Origin of the sequence: Paracoccus sp. ME4 (genome assembly GCF_046736325.1) — a bacterium.
In the GTDB taxonomy this organism is placed as follows: Bacteria; Pseudomonadota; Alphaproteobacteria; order Rhodobacterales; family Rhodobacteraceae; genus Paracoccus.
Genome location: NZ_CP151276.1, coordinates 188,457 through 206,008, shown reverse-complemented (window position 1 = coordinate 206,008; position 17,552 = coordinate 188,457). Strand labels below are relative to the sequence as shown.

The 17,552-nt window shown below is 71.7% G+C and carries 14 protein-coding genes; 4 read left to right on the top strand and 10 right to left on the bottom strand.

What is annotated here, in order from left to right; genetic code table 11:
* Positions 1 to 60 precede the first annotated feature (60 nt).
* The 7 genes from AACG61_RS00985 to AACG61_RS00955 are packed head-to-tail and all read right to left on the bottom strand — an operon-like array spanning position 61 to position 5,892.
* The gene (locus AACG61_RS00985; RefSeq protein ID WP_411838171.1) at positions 61 to 1,308 is read right to left on the bottom strand and encodes a hypothetical protein; all 1,248 of its coding nucleotides are present in this window, start codon (positions 1,306 to 1,308) and stop codon (positions 61 to 63) included.
* Positions 1,302 to 1,919, bottom strand: coding sequence for a hypothetical protein (locus AACG61_RS00980; RefSeq protein WP_411838170.1), 618 nt, complete (start codon positions 1,917 to 1,919; stop codon positions 1,302 to 1,304). The genes AACG61_RS00985 and AACG61_RS00980 overlap by 7 nt, the downstream gene beginning before the upstream one ends.
* The gene (locus AACG61_RS00975) at positions 1,916 to 2,815 is read right to left on the bottom strand and encodes a VWA domain-containing protein (protein WP_411838169.1); all 900 of its coding nucleotides are present in this window, start codon (positions 2,813 to 2,815) and stop codon (positions 1,916 to 1,918) included. Before AACG61_RS00975 ends, AACG61_RS00980 begins: the two co-directional genes overlap by 4 nt.
* Positions 2,812 to 3,753 (bottom strand): VWA domain-containing protein, encoded by a 942-nt coding sequence (locus AACG61_RS00970; protein ID WP_411838168.1) that lies wholly within the window; start codon positions 3,751 to 3,753, stop codon positions 2,812 to 2,814. The genes AACG61_RS00975 and AACG61_RS00970 overlap by 4 nt, the downstream gene beginning before the upstream one ends.
* Complete coding sequence (locus AACG61_RS00965; RefSeq protein WP_411838167.1) at positions 3,750 to 4,109, bottom strand: hypothetical protein; 360 nt, start codon at positions 4,107 to 4,109, stop codon at positions 3,750 to 3,752. The genes AACG61_RS00970 and AACG61_RS00965 overlap by 4 nt, the downstream gene beginning before the upstream one ends.
* Positions 4,106 to 4,927, bottom strand: a complete 822-nt coding sequence (locus AACG61_RS00960) for a DUF58 domain-containing protein (protein ID WP_411838166.1) — start codon at positions 4,925 to 4,927, stop codon at positions 4,106 to 4,108. Before AACG61_RS00960 ends, AACG61_RS00965 begins: the two co-directional genes overlap by 4 nt.
* On the bottom strand, positions 4,924 to 5,892 hold the full coding sequence (locus AACG61_RS00955) for an AAA family ATPase (RefSeq protein WP_411838165.1): 969 nt from the start codon (positions 5,890 to 5,892) through the stop codon (positions 4,924 to 4,926). The genes AACG61_RS00960 and AACG61_RS00955 overlap by 4 nt, the downstream gene beginning before the upstream one ends.
* Positions 5,893 to 6,057: 165 nt before the next feature.
* Between AACG61_RS00955 and AACG61_RS00950 the strand changes: the two genes are divergently transcribed.
* Both AACG61_RS00950 and AACG61_RS00945 read left to right on the top strand, forming a co-directional pair.
* Positions 6,058 to 7,782, top strand: a complete 1,725-nt coding sequence (locus AACG61_RS00950) for a sigma-54-dependent Fis family transcriptional regulator (protein WP_411838164.1) — start codon at positions 6,058 to 6,060, stop codon at positions 7,780 to 7,782.
* Positions 7,783 to 7,905: 123 nt separating this feature from the next.
* Positions 7,906 to 9,705, top strand: coding sequence for an NAD(P)/FAD-dependent oxidoreductase (locus AACG61_RS00945; RefSeq protein ID WP_411838163.1), 1,800 nt, complete (start codon positions 7,906 to 7,908; stop codon positions 9,703 to 9,705).
* 12 nt (positions 9,706 to 9,717) lie between these two features.
* Here AACG61_RS00945 and AACG61_RS00940 read toward each other — a convergent pair whose 3' ends face one another.
* Positions 9,718 to 11,673: a bifunctional 2',3'-cyclic-nucleotide 2'-phosphodiesterase/3'-nucleotidase gene (locus AACG61_RS00940; protein WP_411838162.1), complete on the bottom strand. Its 1,956-nt coding sequence runs from the start codon at positions 11,671 to 11,673 to the stop codon at positions 9,718 to 9,720.
* Between the two features lie 191 nt (positions 11,674 to 11,864).
* Between AACG61_RS00940 and AACG61_RS00935 the strand changes: the two genes are divergently transcribed.
* Both AACG61_RS00935 and AACG61_RS00930 read left to right on the top strand, forming a co-directional pair.
* Entirely contained in the window at positions 11,865 to 12,590 is a 726-nt protein-coding gene (locus AACG61_RS00935; RefSeq protein ID WP_411838161.1) for a proteasome-type protease, read from the top strand.
* A gap of 93 nt (positions 12,591 to 12,683) precedes the next feature.
* Positions 12,684 to 14,960, top strand: coding sequence for an NADP-dependent malic enzyme (locus AACG61_RS00930; RefSeq protein WP_411838160.1), 2,277 nt, complete (start codon positions 12,684 to 12,686; stop codon positions 14,958 to 14,960).
* A 37-nt stretch (positions 14,961 to 14,997) separates the two neighbouring features.
* On the opposite strand, the gene AACG61_RS00925 is transcribed toward AACG61_RS00930, so the two are convergent.
* On the bottom strand, positions 14,998 to 15,873 hold the full coding sequence (locus AACG61_RS00925) for a rhodanese-related sulfurtransferase (RefSeq protein ID WP_411838159.1): 876 nt from the start codon (positions 15,871 to 15,873) through the stop codon (positions 14,998 to 15,000).
* 39 nt (positions 15,874 to 15,912) lie between these two features.
* Complete coding sequence (locus AACG61_RS00920; protein WP_411838158.1) at positions 15,913 to 17,508, bottom strand: SLC13 family permease; 1,596 nt, start codon at positions 17,506 to 17,508, stop codon at positions 15,913 to 15,915.
* Positions 17,509 to 17,552: the final 44 nt, after the last annotated feature.

Below are 17,552 nucleotides of genomic sequence, written 5' to 3'. Positions count from 1 at the left end.
CGCGGCAGACCCCCGTCCTCCCGGCCGGCGCCCCTTGGCAGAGGAGGCGCCGGTCCCCGTTCAGCGGCCCAGCCAGCGTTCGGCCCAGCCCCGCGCATCGAACCCGGGCGCGGGCGCGCCGTAGATCTGCCGGTCCAGCTGCGCCAGCAGATCGCGCCGCCGCACCCCCGCCTCTCCGCGCCAGGCCAGATCGCGCGCCGCGGCCGCGCGCAGCGCGAGCAGATCGCCCCGTCCGGCCGCCGCGCGCAGCGCCGCCGCCTGCGGTCCCGCCCGCCGGGCGCGCAGCCGCCGCCCCGCCGCGGGCCAGCGCCCGCGCAGCACCAGCCCCGCCCCGGCCAGCGCGCCCAGACCCGCCAGCGCCGCGATGGCCGCCCCCTGTCCCGCGCCTGACCCCGCCCCCGACGCGGCCGAGAACCCCGCGAAGCCGAAGGGAATCGGGGCCATCGCCGCGATCTCGATCCGGCGGCTGTCGGTGTCCAGCCAGGGAAAGGGAATCGCCGGCAGGACGCCCGGCTCGCCCGTGCGCGGGCGCATCTGCCATTCCCAGACCACGCGGGCGACGGGGCCGTCCGGGGTCGGAATGGTCTCTCGCGTCTCGGGCAGGGTGAAGCTGATCAGCCAGGGCTGGCTGATGTCGGGGCGCGGCGGCAGGTGATGGGCCATCGCGCCCAGGGCTTCGATGGTGACGCGGCGGGTCAGGATGTCGTCCTTGGCCAGGCGGCCGGGCGGGGCGGACAGCTCGTCCGTCAGGACCAGCCGCCGCGCGGTCATGGGTCGGCCCGCATGGGGAAAGGGCTTGACCGTCAGGCGCGCGGGGGCCGAGGTCACCCGCACCTCCTCGCGCGCGCCGCCGCGGGTGATGTTGGTCAGCTGATGGGTCAGCGGCCCCACGGTCAGGTCGCCCGCCCGGCGCGGAAACAGCGCGATGTCGCGTTCGAAGATCTGGATCATCCGCCCGCCGATCCGCTCCTGGAACCAGCGGTCGCGGTCGATCTGCATCCAGTCGTAATCGTCGGAGGCGGGAAAGGTCAGGCTCTCCAGCGATACGGTCAGGTCGTATTCGCCGCGCAGCGTCAGGCGCACCATCTCGGCCACGACGGGATTGCCGTGATCGTGCAGGATCAGCAGCCGCGCCTCGCCGGGTGCCAGCGGGGCCGAGGCCCGCGCCGGACCCGAGGGCGCGCGCGCCCCCGGCTGCGCCAGCAGCGGCACCTGATCGGGTGCCGGAGAGCCCTGCGACCGCGCCCCCTGCGCCGCGACCGGCCCGGCCAGCGCCATGAGGATCAGCAGGGCCAGCCGGATCACCATGGATCGCCCGCCTCGGGTCGGATCAGGCCCAGGCCTGCGCGGCGGTCGTGTTCGGCCTGCAGGCGCAGCGCCAGGAACGCGCCGGGATCGTCGGCAATGGTGGCCAGCCACGCGTCGCTGGCGGCCATGCCGCGCGCCTCGATCGGGCGGCGCCAGCTTTCGGCGGCCGCATCGCTCAGCGCGTTGGCGATCATCTCGTCGGGGGCGGGGCGGCCGCCATGGCCCATGATCCGCCCCGGCGCGACGCTGTCGCCCACCTGCGGCGGCACCAGCGCGGCCACCCGGTCGCGGCTGGCGCGGGCCTGCTCGTCGGCGGGATTGGCGAACAGGACCGCGTCGAAATAGGCGACCGACAGCGGATAGTCCCCCGTCGCCGCCAGCGACAGCGCGCGGTTGTAGGTCTGCGACCGTCCCGCGCGGGCAAAGGCCGCATCGGCCTGCGCGTGATCGCCCATCCGGTACCAGGCCACGCCCCGGGCGCCGGGATCCTCCAGCAGCGCCAGCGCCGCGCGGTCCCATCCGATGCGCAGCACCAGCGCGCCCAAGGCCTGCGGCCCGGCCCAGGCCAGGCCCGCCGCGCCCAGGGCCAGCAGGACCAGCGCCGCCCTCATGCCCGCCGCCTCAGCATCTGCAGCAGCGGCAGCGCGGCCAGCGCCGCGACGAAGGGCCCCAGATCGCGATATCCCAGGGCGGACAGCGCCGGGTCGCGGCGGCGCTGTCCGCCCTGCCGCAGGCGTGCGGCCAGCCGGTCGATGTCATCGGCCGGAACCAGCTGCCCGCCACGGACCAGCCGCTGCAGCGCATCCGACGCCGGCAGCGGAGCCTCGGGGGCCGACCCCACCACCCGCACCGCCCAGAGGCGCAGGCCCTGTTCGGCCAGGCGGTCGGCCTCGGCCAGGGCCTGGGCATCGACGCCGCCCCCGTCCGAGATCAGCACCAGATCGGCCTGTCCCGCATCGGCCAGCATCTGCCCGGCCAGGCCGATGGCGGCGGCGGGGCGGCTGCCCTGGCCGGGCACGGTGTCGGCGTCCAGCACCCCGATCAGCGTCTGCAGCGTGCGCGGATCGGTGGTGGGCGCCGAGGCGGCGTAGGCCTCGCCGCCATAGAGGATCAGGCCGACGGGGCGGCCCGCCATGTCCTGCAGCAGCGCGGCGGCGGCCTGCTGGGCCTGGGCCAGCGCCGGGCCACGCGCGACCGAGGGCGACAGGTCGATGGCCAGCAGCACGCTGTCCGTGCGCGCCAGCACCGGCGCATCGGCGCGCGGCAGGGCCGGACCCGAGAGGCCCAGCACCAGAAGCGCCGCCCCCGCCACCGGCCCCTGCGCCGCCCACCGCCCGGCCCCGCCGCCCAGCACGCCCAGGGCGCGCATGGCGGCCAGCATGGGCGGCGGCATCACCCGCTCCCACCCGCCGGCCGAGGGGCCGCGCCGGTCCAGCCACCAGGCCAGCGCCAGCAGCGGCAGCAGCGCCAGAAGCCACAGCGGCCGCAGAAGCAGCGCCCCGGTCATGCCCGCCTCCGGATCGCGGCCAGCATCAGGCAGGCCAGCGCCGCCGCCGCGGGCCAGGGCCACAGCGCGCGCCAGTAGCGCAGCGGCGGCCGGTCGCCGGGGCCGGGCTCCAACCGGTCCAGCGCCTGCGCCATGGCGTCCAGATCGGCGGTGTCGCGCACCCGGAACAGCGCCCCGCCCGCGGTTTCGGCCACCGCGCGCAGCGTCGCCACGTCGACCGCGTCGCGGGCGGCGGGCCGGGTCTCCAGATCCTCGGGGCCCAGGGCCACGGTATGGATGCGCAGGCCGTGCGTCGCCGCCAGCCGCGCCGCATCCACCGCCGGCACGCTGCCCGAGGTGTCCACCCCGTCCGACAGCAGCACCACGACCCGACTTGGCGCGCCGCTGTCCTGAAGCCGCCGGATGGCCAGCCCCAGCCCGTCGGCGATGGCGGTGCCGCGCCCGGAGATGCCGATCTGCGCCTCGTCGATGGCCTGGACGACGGCGTCCAGGTCATGGGTCAGGGGCGCCGCGACATAGGCGCGCCCGCCGAAGATCACCAGTCCGATCCGGTCGCCCTGCCGGCGCTGCACGAAGGCGCGGGCGGTGCGCTTGACCGCGTCCAGGCGGCTGACGGGCTGACGGTCCAGGGTGAAATCCGTCTGCTCCATGCTGCCCGACAGGTCCAGCGCCAGGACGATGTCGCGCCCGCTGGCCGGGACGACCTGCGCCTGACGCTCCACCTGCGGACCCGCCAGGGCCAGGACCAGCAGGACCCAGGCCAGCGCCGCCAGCCACGGCACCCCGTGCAGGGGCGCGGCCCGTCCGGCCTCGGGGCGGCCCAACAGGTGCGGCGGCACGGCCAGCGCCGCCTGCGGGCGGGATGCGGGCGGCAGCAGCCAGCGCATCAGCAGCGGCACCGGGATCAGCGCCAGAAGCCAGGGCCAGGCCAGGCTCATCGACGCCACAGGCGGGCGCGGCGGGCGATGGCCTCGATCCGGGGGTCGGGGGGCGGAGGGGCGGCGCCATAGGCGGCGGGCCGCAGCGCATCGGGCAGGCGTCCCAACCGCCGCGCGATGGCCAGCAGGCGTTCGGGCACCGGCAGGGCGCGCAGGTCCGACAGACGCGCCCGCCCGCGCCACGCCCGGCGCCGGGTCAGCGGCAGGACCGCCAGACCGGCCAGCACGCCCAGGGTCAGGCCCAGGGACAGCAGCGCCACGATCTCGGGCCAGGACAGCGTGGCCATGGTCGCGGGCAGGCGCACCGGCGACAGCGCCTCCAGCAGCGCCTGATGGGCGGCGGGGTCCGGGCTCATGGCGCCACCTGCCGCGCCACGGCGCCCAGGGCGGCCAGCCCGTCGGTGACCGCGCCCAGATCGGCGGGCTCAAGGCGCAGCACGCGCGCGACCCCGTCCCGGCGCACCGGCAGGGGGCGGGACGGCGGCGCGACCTCCAGCGGGTCCAGGATCAGCGCGACCTCCAGCCGGCGGCCGCGGGCCAGCCGCGCCAGTGGGGCCTCGGCCCCCGACCAGCCATCGGGTGCGGTCGCCAGGATCACATGCGCCCCGGACGGCGCGGCGCGCAGCGCCAGCGACAGCGCCTCGGTCAGGGGCGGGGCTGCGGCGGCGGGGCCTGCCAGCGCCGCGGCATGGCGGTCGGCCAGAAGGGCGCAGAGGCCGCGCATCGCCGCCTCGCCGGTGGCGGGGGGCGTCAGCCGCGCGCCGCCATCCTCGGCCAGGATCATCCCGACCGCGCCCTGCCGCGCGACCGCCTGCCAGCCCAGGGCCGCCAGATGCAGCGCGCCGCGCACGGACCGCAGCGCCGCCCCCGTGCCCCACAGCATCGGCCGCCGCAGATCGGCGATCAGCAGGGTGACATCCTCGCGGTCCTCGTTCAGGGCGCGCACATGCGGGATGCCGGTGCGCGCCGTGGCCGACGGGTCCAGCCGCCGGGGATCGTCGCCCGGCACCCAAGAGCGGATCTCGCGCAGGTCCATGCCGCTGCCGGGCCTGCGCGCGGGCAGTACGCCCGCGCGCCGCGCCATGGGACGCGGACCGGCCGCGGCGCCCGCCCGCTGATCCAGGAGCGCCGCCAGGCTCAGCGCGATGCCCGGCGCGTCCCGCCAGGCCGTCACCACGGCTGCACCAGCCGCAGCGCCTCGGCGATCAGGCGGCGGCCGTCGCGCCCCTCGCCCTGCGCCTTCCAGTTCGGGATCAGCCGATGGGCCAGCGCATCCGGGGCCAGCGCCTGCACATCCTCGGGCAGGCCGTGATCGCGGCCGTGCAGCCAGGCCCGCGCCCGCACCGCCGCCGCCAGCGCCAGCGTCCCGCGCGGCGAGACCGGATGCTCCACCGCGTCGGCCAGGACGCCCCCCGCCCGCGTGGCCAGCACCAGGCGGATGATGAAATCCTTCAGCACCGGAGCCAGCGTCACGGCGGCGACGCGGTCGCGCGCGGCCTCCAGGGCTGCGGCGTCGACGGGGGCATGGGCGGCGACGGGGGCGTGGCGGCCCTCGGCCTCGACCAGGTCCAAGATGGCGCGCTCGTCCTCGGCACCGGGCAGGTCCAGCCGCAGATGCAGCAGGAAGCGGTCCATCTGCGCCTCGGGCAGGGGAAAGGTGCCCTCATGCTCAATCGGATTCTGGGTCGCCACGACCATGAAGGGCTGCGGCAGGGGGCGGGTCACGCCGCCGGTCGTCACCTGCCCCTCGGCCATGGCCTCCAGCAGGGCGGACTGGACCTTGGGGGGCGCACGGTTGATCTCGTCCACCAGAACGATGGAATGGAAGACCGGACCGGGCAGAAAGTCGAAGCCGCCCGTCTCGGGCCGGAAGACCTGGCTGCCCGTCAGGTCCGAGGGCAGCAGGTCGGGCGTGCACTGGATGCGCGCATGGCTGCCGGGCAGGCGCAGGGCCAGCTGCTTGACCGCGCGGGTCTTGGCGATGCCGGGCGGCCCCTCCAGCAGCACATGCCCGCCGGTCAGATGCGCGATCAGCAGCCGCTCGACCAGGTCGCCATGCCCGATCAGCGTGCCTCCGACCTCGCGGGCCAGGCCCAGCATCTGGGCGCGCAGCGGATCGACAGCGGCCTGATCATCCATGAGACATCCCCCCGAATTGCCCCGACTGTGCCGACCCCCCCGGACCGTGGCCAGATGCGGGGGGCGGGGCTGCCACCAAAGTCTGGGCGGCGCGACCAAGGTTTACTGGACAGGACCGCCCCGCCCGTGGCTTCATCGGCGGGCTTCGCAAGGCAGGGAGGGGCCATGCGCGACACCGACCACGTGCAGGAGATCGACCGCGTGCTGCAGGGTCATGCCAGCGGCCGCGACAGCGTGGTGCAGGCCAGCTGGCGGCGCTGCATCGAGCATTACGGGCTGGACCCCGCCCGCCCCTCTCCGGCCCATATCGTCACCGAGACCGAGCTGCGCAGCCATCGCGAACAGTCCGAACGCCTGATCGCCATCGCCCGGTCGGGCCTGGGCGCGCTGTTCCGGCAGGTGGCGGGGCAGAACTATGTCCTGCTGCTGGCGGATGCCAAGGGCGTCACGGTGGACTTCTTCGGCGACGGGCGGTTCCAGGCGGAGCTGCGCGCGGCGGGCCTCTATCTGGGCGCGGACTGGTCCGAATCGCTGGCCGGGACCTGCGGCGTGGGGGCCTGCATCTATACCGGTCAGGCGGTCACGATCCACCAGGGCGACCATTTCGACCTGCACCACACGCCCCTGTCCTGCACCGCCGCGCCCATCTTCGACACGTCGGGGCAACTGGCCGCGGTGCTGGACCTGTCGCTGCTGCGCTCTCCGCAGCCCAAGGCCAGCCAGAACCTGGCGATGGGGCTGGTGCGCACCTCGGCCCGGCGGGTCGAGATGGCGAACCTGATGGCGATGACGCGCAGCGATTGGGTGCTGCGCCTGTCCTCCAGCCCGGAATTCCTGGAGGTCGACCCCGAGGCCGCCATCGCGCTGGACGGGGCGGGGCGCATCATCGGCCTGACCCATGCGGCGCAGGCCGCGCTGTCGCCCGAGGCGCCGCTGCTGGGGCGCAGGCTGGACCAGGTGGCCGAGCTGTCGGTGGACGACCTGCCCGACCTGATGCGCGGCCGCCCGACCGAGGACCGGGTGATCCGCCTGCGCGACGGGCGCGCGCTCTACGGTCACGCCATCGCACCGCAGGCCAGCGGCGCGCCGCAGGGCCAGCCGCTGCTGCCGGGCGGGCTGTCCAGCCTCGCCGGTCCCGACCCCGCGATGCAGGCCCTGCTGGACCGCGCCGCGCGGCTGGCAGCGGGCGCCCTGCCCCTGCTGATCCGCGGAGAGACCGGCACCGGCAAGGAGCGGCTGGCCCGCGCGATCCACATGTGCCGCAGCGATGCCGCGCCCTTCCATGTCGTGGACTGCGCCGCGGTCGGCTCGCAGCCCCTGGCCCTGCCGATACCGGGCGACGGGCGGGGCACGCTGTTCCTGAAGGGGGTCGAGGATCTGGACCCCGCCGCGCAGGCGCTGCTGCTGGGTTCGCTGGCGGGCTGCACGCTGCGGGTCATCGCCACGACGCGCTGCGATCTGGGCGCGCGGGTGCGGGAGGGGCGGTTCCGGGCGGATCTGTTCTTCCGCATCGCGGGGGCGGCACTGGACCTGCCGCCCCTGCATCTGCGCCAGGACCTGGACTGGCTGCTGGACCGGCTGCTGCGGGCGGCATCCGCCGACGGGCTGCGGCTGTCGGCGCGGGCGCGGGCCGACCTCAAGGCGCGCATCTGGCCGGGCAACCTGCGCGAGATGGCCGCGACCCTGCAGGCGGCGGCCCTGCTGGCCGGGGGCGGGGTGATCGACAGCGACGACCTGCCGCCGCCGCTGCTGGCCCCGCCGCCCGAGGTCGCGCCGGGCGACGACCTGCATCAGGTCCTGGCGGCCTGCGGGGGCAACATGGCGCTGGCCGCGCGCAGGCTGGGCGTCAACCGCTCCACCGTGCTGCGGCGGTTGCGCGCGTTGCGCTGAGGTTGCGCGCGCAACGGTGCCGCGGCGCGGCGCGCGATTGCCGCGATGCGGCGGGTGTTTTTCCTGTGCCGGGCGCCCGTCACGCGCCACCCTGACCGCAGGGAGACAGAGGGAGGACACCCCATGCTGGACATGACGGCGGAACGGCGCGCGCAGGCGGTGCTGGGCGACCTGGGCCAGGCGCTGCGCGCCGAGGACATCGAGCGCGCGACCGCGCTGTTCACCACAGATTGCCATTGGCGCGATCTGGTCAGCTTCACCTGGAACATCCGCACCATGGAGGGGCCGGACCAGGTGGCCGAGATGCTGCGGGCGCAGCTGGGCCATATCCGGCCCGACGGCTGGCAGGTCGACCCGGCCGAGCCGGTCGGAGAGGAGGACGGCGTCACCACCGCCTGGTTCACCTTCGAGACGAAGGTCGGGCGCGGATACGGTCTGGTGCGCCTGCGCGAAGGGCGCATCTGGACGCTGCTGACCGCGCTCCAGGAGCTGAAAGGCCATGAGGAGGCCAAGGGCCCGTCCCGCCCGATGGGCGCCAGGCACGGCGCGGGCAAGAACCGCCCCAGCTGGCGCGAGGAGCGCGAGGCCGAGGCGGCGGAACTGGGCTACTCGCGCCAGCCCCACACGCTGATCATCGGCGGCGGTCAGGGCGGCATCGCGCTTGGCGCGCGGTTGCGGCATCTGGGGGTGCCCGCGATCATCATCGACACGAACGAGCGGCCCGGCGACAGCTGGCGGCGTCGCTACAAGTCGCTGTGCCTGCACGACCCGGTCTGGTACGACCACCTGCCCTACATGAAGTTCCCCGACACCTGGCCCGTCTTTGCCCCCAAGGACAAGATCGGCGACTGGCTGGAGATGTACACGCGGGTGATGGAGCTGAACTACTGGACCCGCAGCACCTGCAAGTCTGCCCGCTATGACGAGGCCAAGGGCGAATGGACCGTGGTGATCGACCGCGACGGGGAGGAGGTGACCCTGCACCCCAAGGAGCTGGTCCTGGCCACCGGCATGTCGGGCAAGGCGAACGTCCCGGACTTTCCCGGCATGGACCGCTTCAAGGGCGAACAGCACCATTCATCCAAGCATCCCGGCCCCGACGCCTATGCCGGCAAGAAGGTCGTGATCGTGGGGTCGAACAATTCGGCCCATGACATCGCCGCGGCGCTTTGGGAACATGACGCCGATGTCACGATGATCCAGCGGTCTTCGACCCATATCGTGAAATCCGACAGCCTGATGGAGATCGGTCTGGGCGCGCTTTACTCCGAGGAGGCCGTGGCGGGCGGCATGACGACGGAAAAGGCCGACCTGATCTTTGCCTCGCTGCCCTACCGGATCATGCATCAGTGGCAGATCCCGCTGTATGACCAGATCCGCGAACGCGACGCCGATTTCTATGCGGGGCTGGAAAAGGCAGGGTTCAAGCTGGATTTCGGCGACGATGACAGCGGCCTGTTCATGAAGTACCTGCGCCGCGGGTCGGGATACTACATCGACGTGGGCGCCAGCCAGCTGATCATCGACGGTCATGTCAAGCTGGCCCACGGCCAGCTGGTCGAGATCACCGAGAACGGCGTCCTGCTGGACACCGGAGAGGAGCTGCAAGCCGACCTGATCGTCTATGCGACCGGATACGGGTCGATGAACGGATGGGCCGCGGACCTGATCGGGCAGGACGTGGCCGACAAGGTGGGCAAGGTCTGGGGCCTAGGATCGGGCACCACCAAGGACCCCGGCCCGTGGGAGGGCGAACAGCGCAACATGTGGAAACCCACCCAGCAGCCCGGCCTGTGGTTCCATGGCGGCAACCTGCACCAGTCGCGGCATTACTCGCTGTATCTGGCGCTGCAGCTGAAGGCGCGGGCCGAGGGGATCGACACCCCCGTCCACGGCCTTCAGCCGGTGCATCACCTGTCCTGAGGGGCGCGGCCCCTACAGGGTGATGCGGAACCGCACGAAGCCGTCGGGCGCAGGCCCGGCGGCCTCGATCGCCAGCCCTCGGACCGCGTCCAGATAGGCCTCGGCCCCGGGACCGCTGTCGAACAGCACCGTCGCCCCCGGCAGCGCGGCAAAGGACCAGTTGCCGTCCGCCGCCGGGTCGATGGTGCCCTGATCGACGATGTGGCGCACGATCACGTCGCGGTTGGTGTCCGGCCCCTCGAAGACGATGGTCGACCCGTCCGCGCCCGGAAAGCTGCCGCCGCCGGTGGCGCGATAGTTGTTGGTGGCGACGATGAACTCGGCCTCGGGGTCGACGGGCTGCCCGTCGAAGGTCAGGTCCACGATGCGGTTGGCCTCCGCATCGACCAGCACCCCTTCCGCGTCGAAGCGCGAGGGCTGGGACAGGTCGATCCGGTAGCGGACCCCGTCCATCACGTCGAAATTGTAGCTGCGGAAGTCGGGGTTCAGCAGCATCTGGTCGGTCCCCTCGGGGTCGATCCGGTTGAAGGCCCCGGCGCTGCGCTCCAGCCAGTCCTTGACCTGCTGGCCGGTGATCCGCACCGCGCGGATGGTGTTGGGATAGAGATACAGATCCGCCACGTTGCGGATCGCGATGTCGCCCGCCGGCACGTCGGTGTAATAGTCCGGCCCCCCGCGGCCGCCCGCCTTGAAGGGCGCCGCCGCCGACAGGATCGGCAGGCCCTCATGCGGGGTCCCGGCCAGCATCTGGCGGATGTACCAGGATTGCGCATTGGACACGACCTGCACGGACGGGTCGTCCGCCACCATCGCGAAATAGCTGTAGAGCGGCGCGGTGGTCTGTCCGACCGGGCGGCGGACATAGTCCAGCGTCTGCTGATGCTCGGCGGCGGTGGCCTCCTCGATGGCGGCGACGCTGGCGACCAGGGGGACGACCTCGTCCTCGGCGTCGCGCTCGAAGATGGGGCGGGCCTCGACGCTGTGGCGCGCCACGCGCCAGCCGTCGCCGTCGCGCTCCAGCAGCAGATCGACGAGACCCATGTGCGAGCCCCAGAACCCCGCCATCACGCCGGGCTTGCCGCCGATGGTGCCGGCGGCGATGTCGACGCCCTCGACCCCCTCGAAGTCGGGACCGGGAAAGACCTGGTGGGAATGGCCGGTCAGGATCACGTCGATCCCCTCCAGCGCCGCCAGCGGCAGGGCCGCGTTCTCCATGCCCGGTTCGGCCGCGACGGGACCGATGCCGCAATGGGCCAGCGCCACGACCAGATCGACCCCCTCCGCGCGCAGCTTGGGCAGCCATTCGCGGGCCGCATCGACCATGTCGCGGGCCTCCACCCGGCCCTCCAGATGCGCGCGGTCCCATTGCATGATCTGGGGCGGCACGAAGCCGATGATGCCGATGCGGATCGGATGGACCGCGCCCGCGCCGTCGGTGATCTGCCGCTCCAGCACGGCATAGGGCGGCACCAGCGGCTGTCCCTCGGTGGTCACGACATTGGCGCAGACCAGCGGATGGCCCGCCCCCGCCAGGCTGGCCTGCAGGAACTCCAGCCCATAGTTGAACTCGTGATTGCCCAGGGTGCCGCCGTCATAGCCCAAGGCGTTCATCGCCTGGATCACCGGATGGCTGGCCCCCTCGGGCATGCCGCGCTCATAGGCGATGAAATCGCCCATCGGGTTGCCCTGCAGGAAGTCGCCGTTGTCCAGCAGCAGCGTGTTCGTGGCCTCGGCGCGCACGGCCTGAACCAGGGCCGCGGTGCGCGCGAGGCCCGCCGTGTCCATCGCGCGGTCGGCGTAATAGTCGTAGGGCCAGACATGCACATGCAGGTCGGTCGTCTCCATGATCCGCAGATGCGCCTGTCCCGCGGCGGCCCGCGCCGAGAAGGGGTGCAGCGCCGCCAGCGTCAGTCCGGCCACGCCGGAGGCCAGAAATCCGCGGCGGGTCAGGGCAAGGGGGTGGGTCATGGTCGTCGTCCTTGGCTGTTGGAACATGCACGATGGGACAGGCGGCGCGGAAAGGCGACCCAAAGTTTCATGACAGGCAGGCCCTTGCCGCCCGGATGGGCAGACCTGCGCACCTGCCGCAAAAGCGCCGTTGCAGCCCGCCGCACCCGGTCCTAGTCTGCCTGCCGGACAGGAACGGGGAAGATCTGCCGGTGACCTATTGCGTCGGACTGAAGCTGGATGCGGGGCTGGTGCTCTTGTCGGACACGCGCACCAATGCGGGGCTGGACAACATCTCGTGCTATCGCAAGATGTTCTTCTTCGAGGAGCCGGGCGAGCGGGTCATCGCGATCATGACCGCCGGGTCGCTGTCGGTGACCCAGACCACGCTGGCGCGCCTGGCCGAGGCGATCGAGGACGAGCTGGCCGACGAGACGACCTCGATCCTCAAGGCGCCGACCATGCTGCGCGTGGCGACCATCATCGGCGACACGCTGTGCCGCACCCGGCGCGAGATCGCCGAACAGTGCCGCGACCTCAAGCAGCAGGCATCCGCCAGCATGATCGTCGCGGGACAGAGGAAGGGCGGCGACATGCGCCTGTTCCTGATCTATCCCGAGGGCAACTTCATCGAGGCGACCGAGGACACGCCCTTCCTGCAGATCGGAGAGCACAAATACGGCAAGCCGATCCTGGACCGCGTGGTCACCCCCGCGACCAGCCTGGCCGACGCGCAGAAGGCGGTGCTTTTGTCGATGGATTCGACGCTGCGGTCGAACCTGTCGGTGGGGATGCCGCTGGACCTGGCGGTGATCGAGGCGGATGCCTGCGCCATCACCACCCGCCGCCGCATCCTGGACGGCGATCCGGACTTCATGCAGATGAGCGCGGCCTGGTCGGCGGCGCTGCGCGACAGCTTCGTCAAGGTCAGCATCTGACCCGCAGCTGTTAGCGCAAGACGGACCGCATCCGCGTTGAAGCGGTCCGGCCAAGCCGCTAAGCAGGCCCCGACACCATCCTCGGGGGACATCATGACCGACAAGACCAGCCGCAGCCGCATCACCCCCGAAGAGGCGCTGGCCTATCACCTGGAGCCGCGTCCGGGCAAATACGACATCACGCCCTCGACCCCCATGACCACGCAGCGCGACCTGTCGCTGGCCTATTCGCCGGGGGTCGCGGTGCCGGTCCAGGCCATCGCCGACCGCCCCGAGACGGCCTATGACTATACCACCAAGGGCAACATGGTGGCGGTGATCTCGAACGGGACGGCGATCCTGGGGATGGGCAATCTGGGCGCGCTGGCCTCGAAGCCGGTGATGGAGGGCAAGGCGGTGCTGTTCAAGCGCTTTGCCGACGTCAACGCCATCGACCTGGAGCTGGACACCGAGGACGCGGACGAATTCATCAACGCCGTCAAGCTGATGGGCCCGACCTTCGGGGGCATCAACCTGGAGGACATCAAGGCGCCGGAATGCTTCATCATCGAACAGCGCCTGAAGGAGCTGATGGACATTCCGGTCTTCCATGACGACCAGCACGGCACCGCCGTCATCTGCGCCGCGGGCCTGCTGAACGCGCTGGAGCTGTCGGGCAAGAAGATCGAGGACGTGCGGATCGTGCTGAACGGCGCGGGGGCCGCGGGCATCGCCTGTCTGGAACTGCTGAAGTCGATGGGTGCGCGGCACGAGAACTGCATCATGTGCGACACCAAGGGCGTGATTTACCAAGGCCGCACCGAGGGCATGAACCAGTGGAAATCGGCCCATGCGGTCGTCACCACCGCCCGCACGCTGGAGGAGGCGATGAAGGGCGCCGACGTCTTCCTGGGCGTCAGCGCCAAGGGGGCGGTGACTCAGGACATGGTCGTCAGCATGGCCGACAACCCGGTGATCTTCGCGATGGCGAATCCCGACCCCGAGATCACGCCCGAGGACGCCCATGCCGTCCGCCCCGACGCGATCGTGGCCACGGGCCGCAGCGATTACCCGAACCAGGTGAACAACGTCCTGGGCTTTCCCTACCTGTTCCGCGGTGCGCTGGACATCCACGCCCGCGCCATCAACGACGAGATGAAGATCGCCTGTGCCGAGGCCCTGGCGAAGCTGGCGCGCGAGGATGTTCCCGACGAGGTCGCCGTCGCCTATGGCCGCAAGCTGCAGTTCGGGCGCGACTACATCATCCCGACGCCCTTCGATCCGCGGCTGATCCACGTGATCCCGCCCGCCGTGGCGAAGGCCGGGATGGACACGGGCGTCGCGCGGCGCCCGATCATCGACATGGACGGCTATGTCCAGACGCTGAAGAACCGGATGGACCCGACCGCCGCGATCCTGCAGGGCATCCATGCCCGCGCGCGCCAGGCCCAGGCCCGGATGATCTTTGCCGAGGGCGACGACCCGCGCGTGCTGCGCGCCGCCGTCGCCTGGCAGCGCACCGGCATGGGCCAGTCGCTGGTCGTGGGCCGCGAGGCCGAGGTCAAGGCCGAGCTGGAGGCCTTGGGCATGGGCGACGCCTTCCGCGAGATCAGCGTCGTGAACGCCGCCAACACCCGCCATTTGGACAACTATCACGAGTTCCTGTACCAGCGCCTGCAGCGCAAGGGCGTCGACCGCGAGGACGCGTTCAAGCTGGCCAACCGCGACCGGCATGTCTTTGCGGCGCTGATGCTGGCGCATGGGCATGGCGACGGGTTGGTGACGGGGGCCACGCGCAAGAACGCGCCCGTTCTGGCGCAGATCGGGCAGGTCTTCGACGTGCGCCCGCAGGACGGGGCGGTGGGCATCACCGCCGTGTTGCATCGCGGCCGGATCGTGCTGATCGGCGACACGCTGGTCCATGAATGGCCCGAACCCGAGGATCTGGCCGACATCGCCACCCGCGGCGCTGCCGTCGCCCGCAACCTGGGGCTGGAGCCGCGCGTGGCCTTCCTGTCGTTTTCGAACTTCGGCTATCCGGTCAGCGAACGCGCCATCAAGATGGCCCAGGCCGCCACCGTCCTGGACCGCCGCGGCGCCGATTTCGAGTACGAGGGCGAGATGACCGTGGACGTGGCGCTGAACATGGATTCGGCCGCGCGCTATCCGTTCAGCCGCCTGACCGCGCCCGCGAACGTGCTGGTGGTACCGGCGCGGCATTCGGCCTCGATCTCGGTCAAGCTGATGCAGGAGATGGCGGGCGCGACCGTCATCGGCCCGATCCTGACGGGCGTGGCGCGCCCGATCCAGATCTGTTCGACCAACTCGACCGTCAGCGACATCCTGAACATGGCCGCCATCGCCGCGGGCGGGGTCGGCGCGCAGGGCTGAGGGCGCGCCGAAGGGGGTATTTGGGCAAAGGAGACGTTCAGGCGTCGCGGTCGAACTGGCGCTGCCGCTCCCGGAACCGGGCGCGGTCGGCGTCGGAATATTCGTCGGCGCAGCGGTGGCAGCTGACGCCATCCTCGTATTCCGGGCGGGCGCGGTCCTCGGGGGCCAGGGGGCGGCGGCAGGCATGGCACATCCCGTGCCGCCCCTGCGCCAGCCCGTGCGTCAGGCTGACCCGCTGATCGAAGACGAAGCATTCGCCCTGCCAAGCACTGTCCTTTTGGGGGACGTCCTCGAGGTATTTCAGGATGCCGCCCTGCAGATGATAGACCTGATCGACGCCTTGCGAGATCAGGTAGTTGGTCGACTTTTCGCAGCGGATGCCGCCGGTGCAGAACATCGCGATGCGCTTGCCCTGGAACCGGTGCGCGTTCTCCTGCCACCAGGCCGGAAAGTCGCGGAAGCTTTTCGTGCCGGGGTCGATGGCGCCACGGAACGTGCCGATCTGGACCTCGTAATCGTTGCGCGTGTCGATCACGGCCACGTCGGGCGCGGCGATCAGCGCGTTCCAGTCGCGCGGCGCGACGTAATGGCCGGTGGTGGTGGCGGGGTCCATGTCGGGCTGGCCCATGGTCACGATCTCGGCCTTGAGCCGGACCTTCATGCGGCCGAAGGGGGGCGCGTCGGCCGCGCTCTCCTTCCAGTCGAGACCCGCGAAGCCGGGCCAGGCGCGGATATGGTCCAGCACCGCCAGGATGCCCGCGCGCGGACCCGCGATGGTGCCGTTCACCCCTTCGGGCGCCAGCAGCAGCGTGCCGCAGAGGCCCTTTGCGCGGCACAGGTCCAGCAGCGGTCCCTGCCGGGCCGCCGGATCGGGCAGGCGGGCGAAGTGATAGAGAGCGGCGACGGTAAGCATGGGCGTGGCCTTATCGCGGCCACGCCCCTTGGTGCAAGATCAGAACTCCAGACCCAGGGCGATGCCGCCCAGCAGATAGGTCAGGCCGGTGATCAGCAGGATGCCCACCATGTTCAGCACGAAGCCGCCCCGCGCCATCTGCGCGATGGTCACCTTGCCGGTGCCGAAGACGATGGCGTTCGGCGGCGTTCCCACCGGCAGCATGAAGGCGCAGGTCGCCGCCAGCGCCGCCGGGATCAGCAGCGTCATCGCATCGGCGCCGATGCCGATGGCCACCCCGCCCAGGATCGGGATGAAGGTCGCCGCCGTCGCGGTGTTCGAGGTGATCTCGGTCAGGAACAGGATGATCGTGACCACCGCCGCGACCAGGAGGATCGTGGGCAGCGTGCCAAGGCCCGTCACCTGCTGGCCGAACCAGCCGTCCAGCCCCGAGGACGCCACCGCCGAGGCCAGCGACAGCCCGCCCCCGAACAAGAGCAGCACGCCCCAGGGCAGGCCCTGTTCGGCATCCTTCCAGTCCAGCACCATCGTGCCGCGACCCTTGGCGGGCAGCAGGAACATCGCCAGGCCCGCGCCGATCGCGATGGCCGTGTCGTCCAGGTTGCCCAGCCAGGGTGCTGCGGCCTCGATCGCGGGGATCGAGGTCAGCAGGCCCGGCACGATCCACAGGAAGGCCGCGGTGCAGAAGACCGCCAGGACCATCCTCTCGCCCTGGCTCAGCGGGCCCAGGTCGCGCAGCTGGTCGTCGATCATCTGCCTGCCGCCCGGAATCTCTGGCAGATCGAAGCGATAGAGCCAGCGCGTCATCAGGACCCAGGCGATCAGGATGAAGATGAAGGCCATCGGGGTGCCCAGCATCATCCATTCCAGAAAGCCGATGTTGCGTCCCAGCTCGTCCGAGGCATAGCCCGCGACGATGGCGTTGGGCGGGCTGCCCAGAAGCGTGCCCAGACCGCCCATGGACGCCGCCCATGCGATGGACAGGACCAGGCAGACGCCGAAGGCGCGCACCTGCGGGTCCTTGACGCTGTCGGCGATGGTGCCGCCGGCCTCCATCGCGGCCGCGGCCTTGGACGCGCTTTCGCTGGAGCTGCGCTCGATCACCAGGGCCAGGACGGACATGGCGATGGGCAGCATCATCAGCGTGGTCGCGGTGTTGGACACCCACATGGACAGAAAGCCCGTGGCCAGCATCAGCCCCAGCACGATTTGGCGCGGCGAGGTGCCGACCCGGCTCAGCGTCAACAGCGCGATGCGCATGTGCAGGTGCCATTTCTCCATCGCGATGGCGATGAGAAAGCCGCCCAGGAACAGGAACACGATCGAGCTGGCATAGGGCTGCGTCGCCTGCCCCACGGTCGTCTCGGTCAGGGCGGGGATCAGCACGATGGGCAAGAGCGCGGTGGCCGACAGCGGGATCGCCTCGGTCATCCACCACACCGCCATCAGCGTGCCGACGGTGGCCACGACGCGGGCATCCGGCGACAGCCCCTCCTGCCCGCCCAGCAGCCACCAGACCAGCCCGGCCGCGACCAGACCCAGGGCGCGCAGGCCCCATGTCATCGCGGCCGATCGCGTCGGCACCTCGTTCTCGTCATAATCGGCGGGGTGATGCAGATCGTCCTGAATGCCCACGTGACCTCCCTGTTCCCTGTCGGACTGCTAATACCATGATTTGC

Bases quoted from the DNA above. Each gene is read 5' to 3' on its own strand.
- AACG61_RS00985 (WP_411838171.1), bottom strand. From the start codon at position 1,308: ATGGTGATCCGGCTGGCCCTGCTGATCCTCATGGCGCTGGCCGGGCCG.
- AACG61_RS00955 (WP_411838165.1), bottom strand. From the start codon at position 5,892: ATGGATGATCAGGCCGCTGTCGATCCGCTGCGCGCCCAGATGCTGGGC.
- AACG61_RS00945 (WP_411838163.1), top strand. From the start codon at position 7,906: ATGCTGGACATGACGGCGGAACGGCGCGCGCAGGCGGTGCTGGGCGAC.
- AACG61_RS00970 (WP_411838168.1), bottom strand. From the start codon at position 3,753: ATGAGCCTGGCCTGGCCCTGGCTTCTGGCGCTGATCCCGGTGCCGCTG.
- AACG61_RS00940 (WP_411838162.1), bottom strand. From the start codon at position 11,673: ATGACCCACCCCCTTGCCCTGACCCGCCGCGGATTTCTGGCCTCCGGC.
- AACG61_RS00975 (WP_411838169.1), bottom strand. From the start codon at position 2,815: ATGACCGGGGCGCTGCTTCTGCGGCCGCTGTGGCTTCTGGCGCTGCTG.
- AACG61_RS00980 (WP_411838170.1), bottom strand. From the start codon at position 1,919: ATGAGGGCGGCGCTGGTCCTGCTGGCCCTGGGCGCGGCGGGCCTGGCC.
- AACG61_RS00950 (WP_411838164.1), top strand. From the start codon at position 6,058: ATGCGCGACACCGACCACGTGCAGGAGATCGACCGCGTGCTGCAGGGT.
- AACG61_RS00925 (WP_411838159.1), bottom strand. From the start codon at position 15,873: ATGCTTACCGTCGCCGCTCTCTATCACTTCGCCCGCCTGCCCGATCCG.
- AACG61_RS00965 (WP_411838167.1), bottom strand. From the start codon at position 4,109: ATGAGCCCGGACCCCGCCGCCCATCAGGCGCTGCTGGAGGCGCTGTCG.
- AACG61_RS00930 (WP_411838160.1), top strand. From the start codon at position 12,684: ATGACCGACAAGACCAGCCGCAGCCGCATCACCCCCGAAGAGGCGCTG.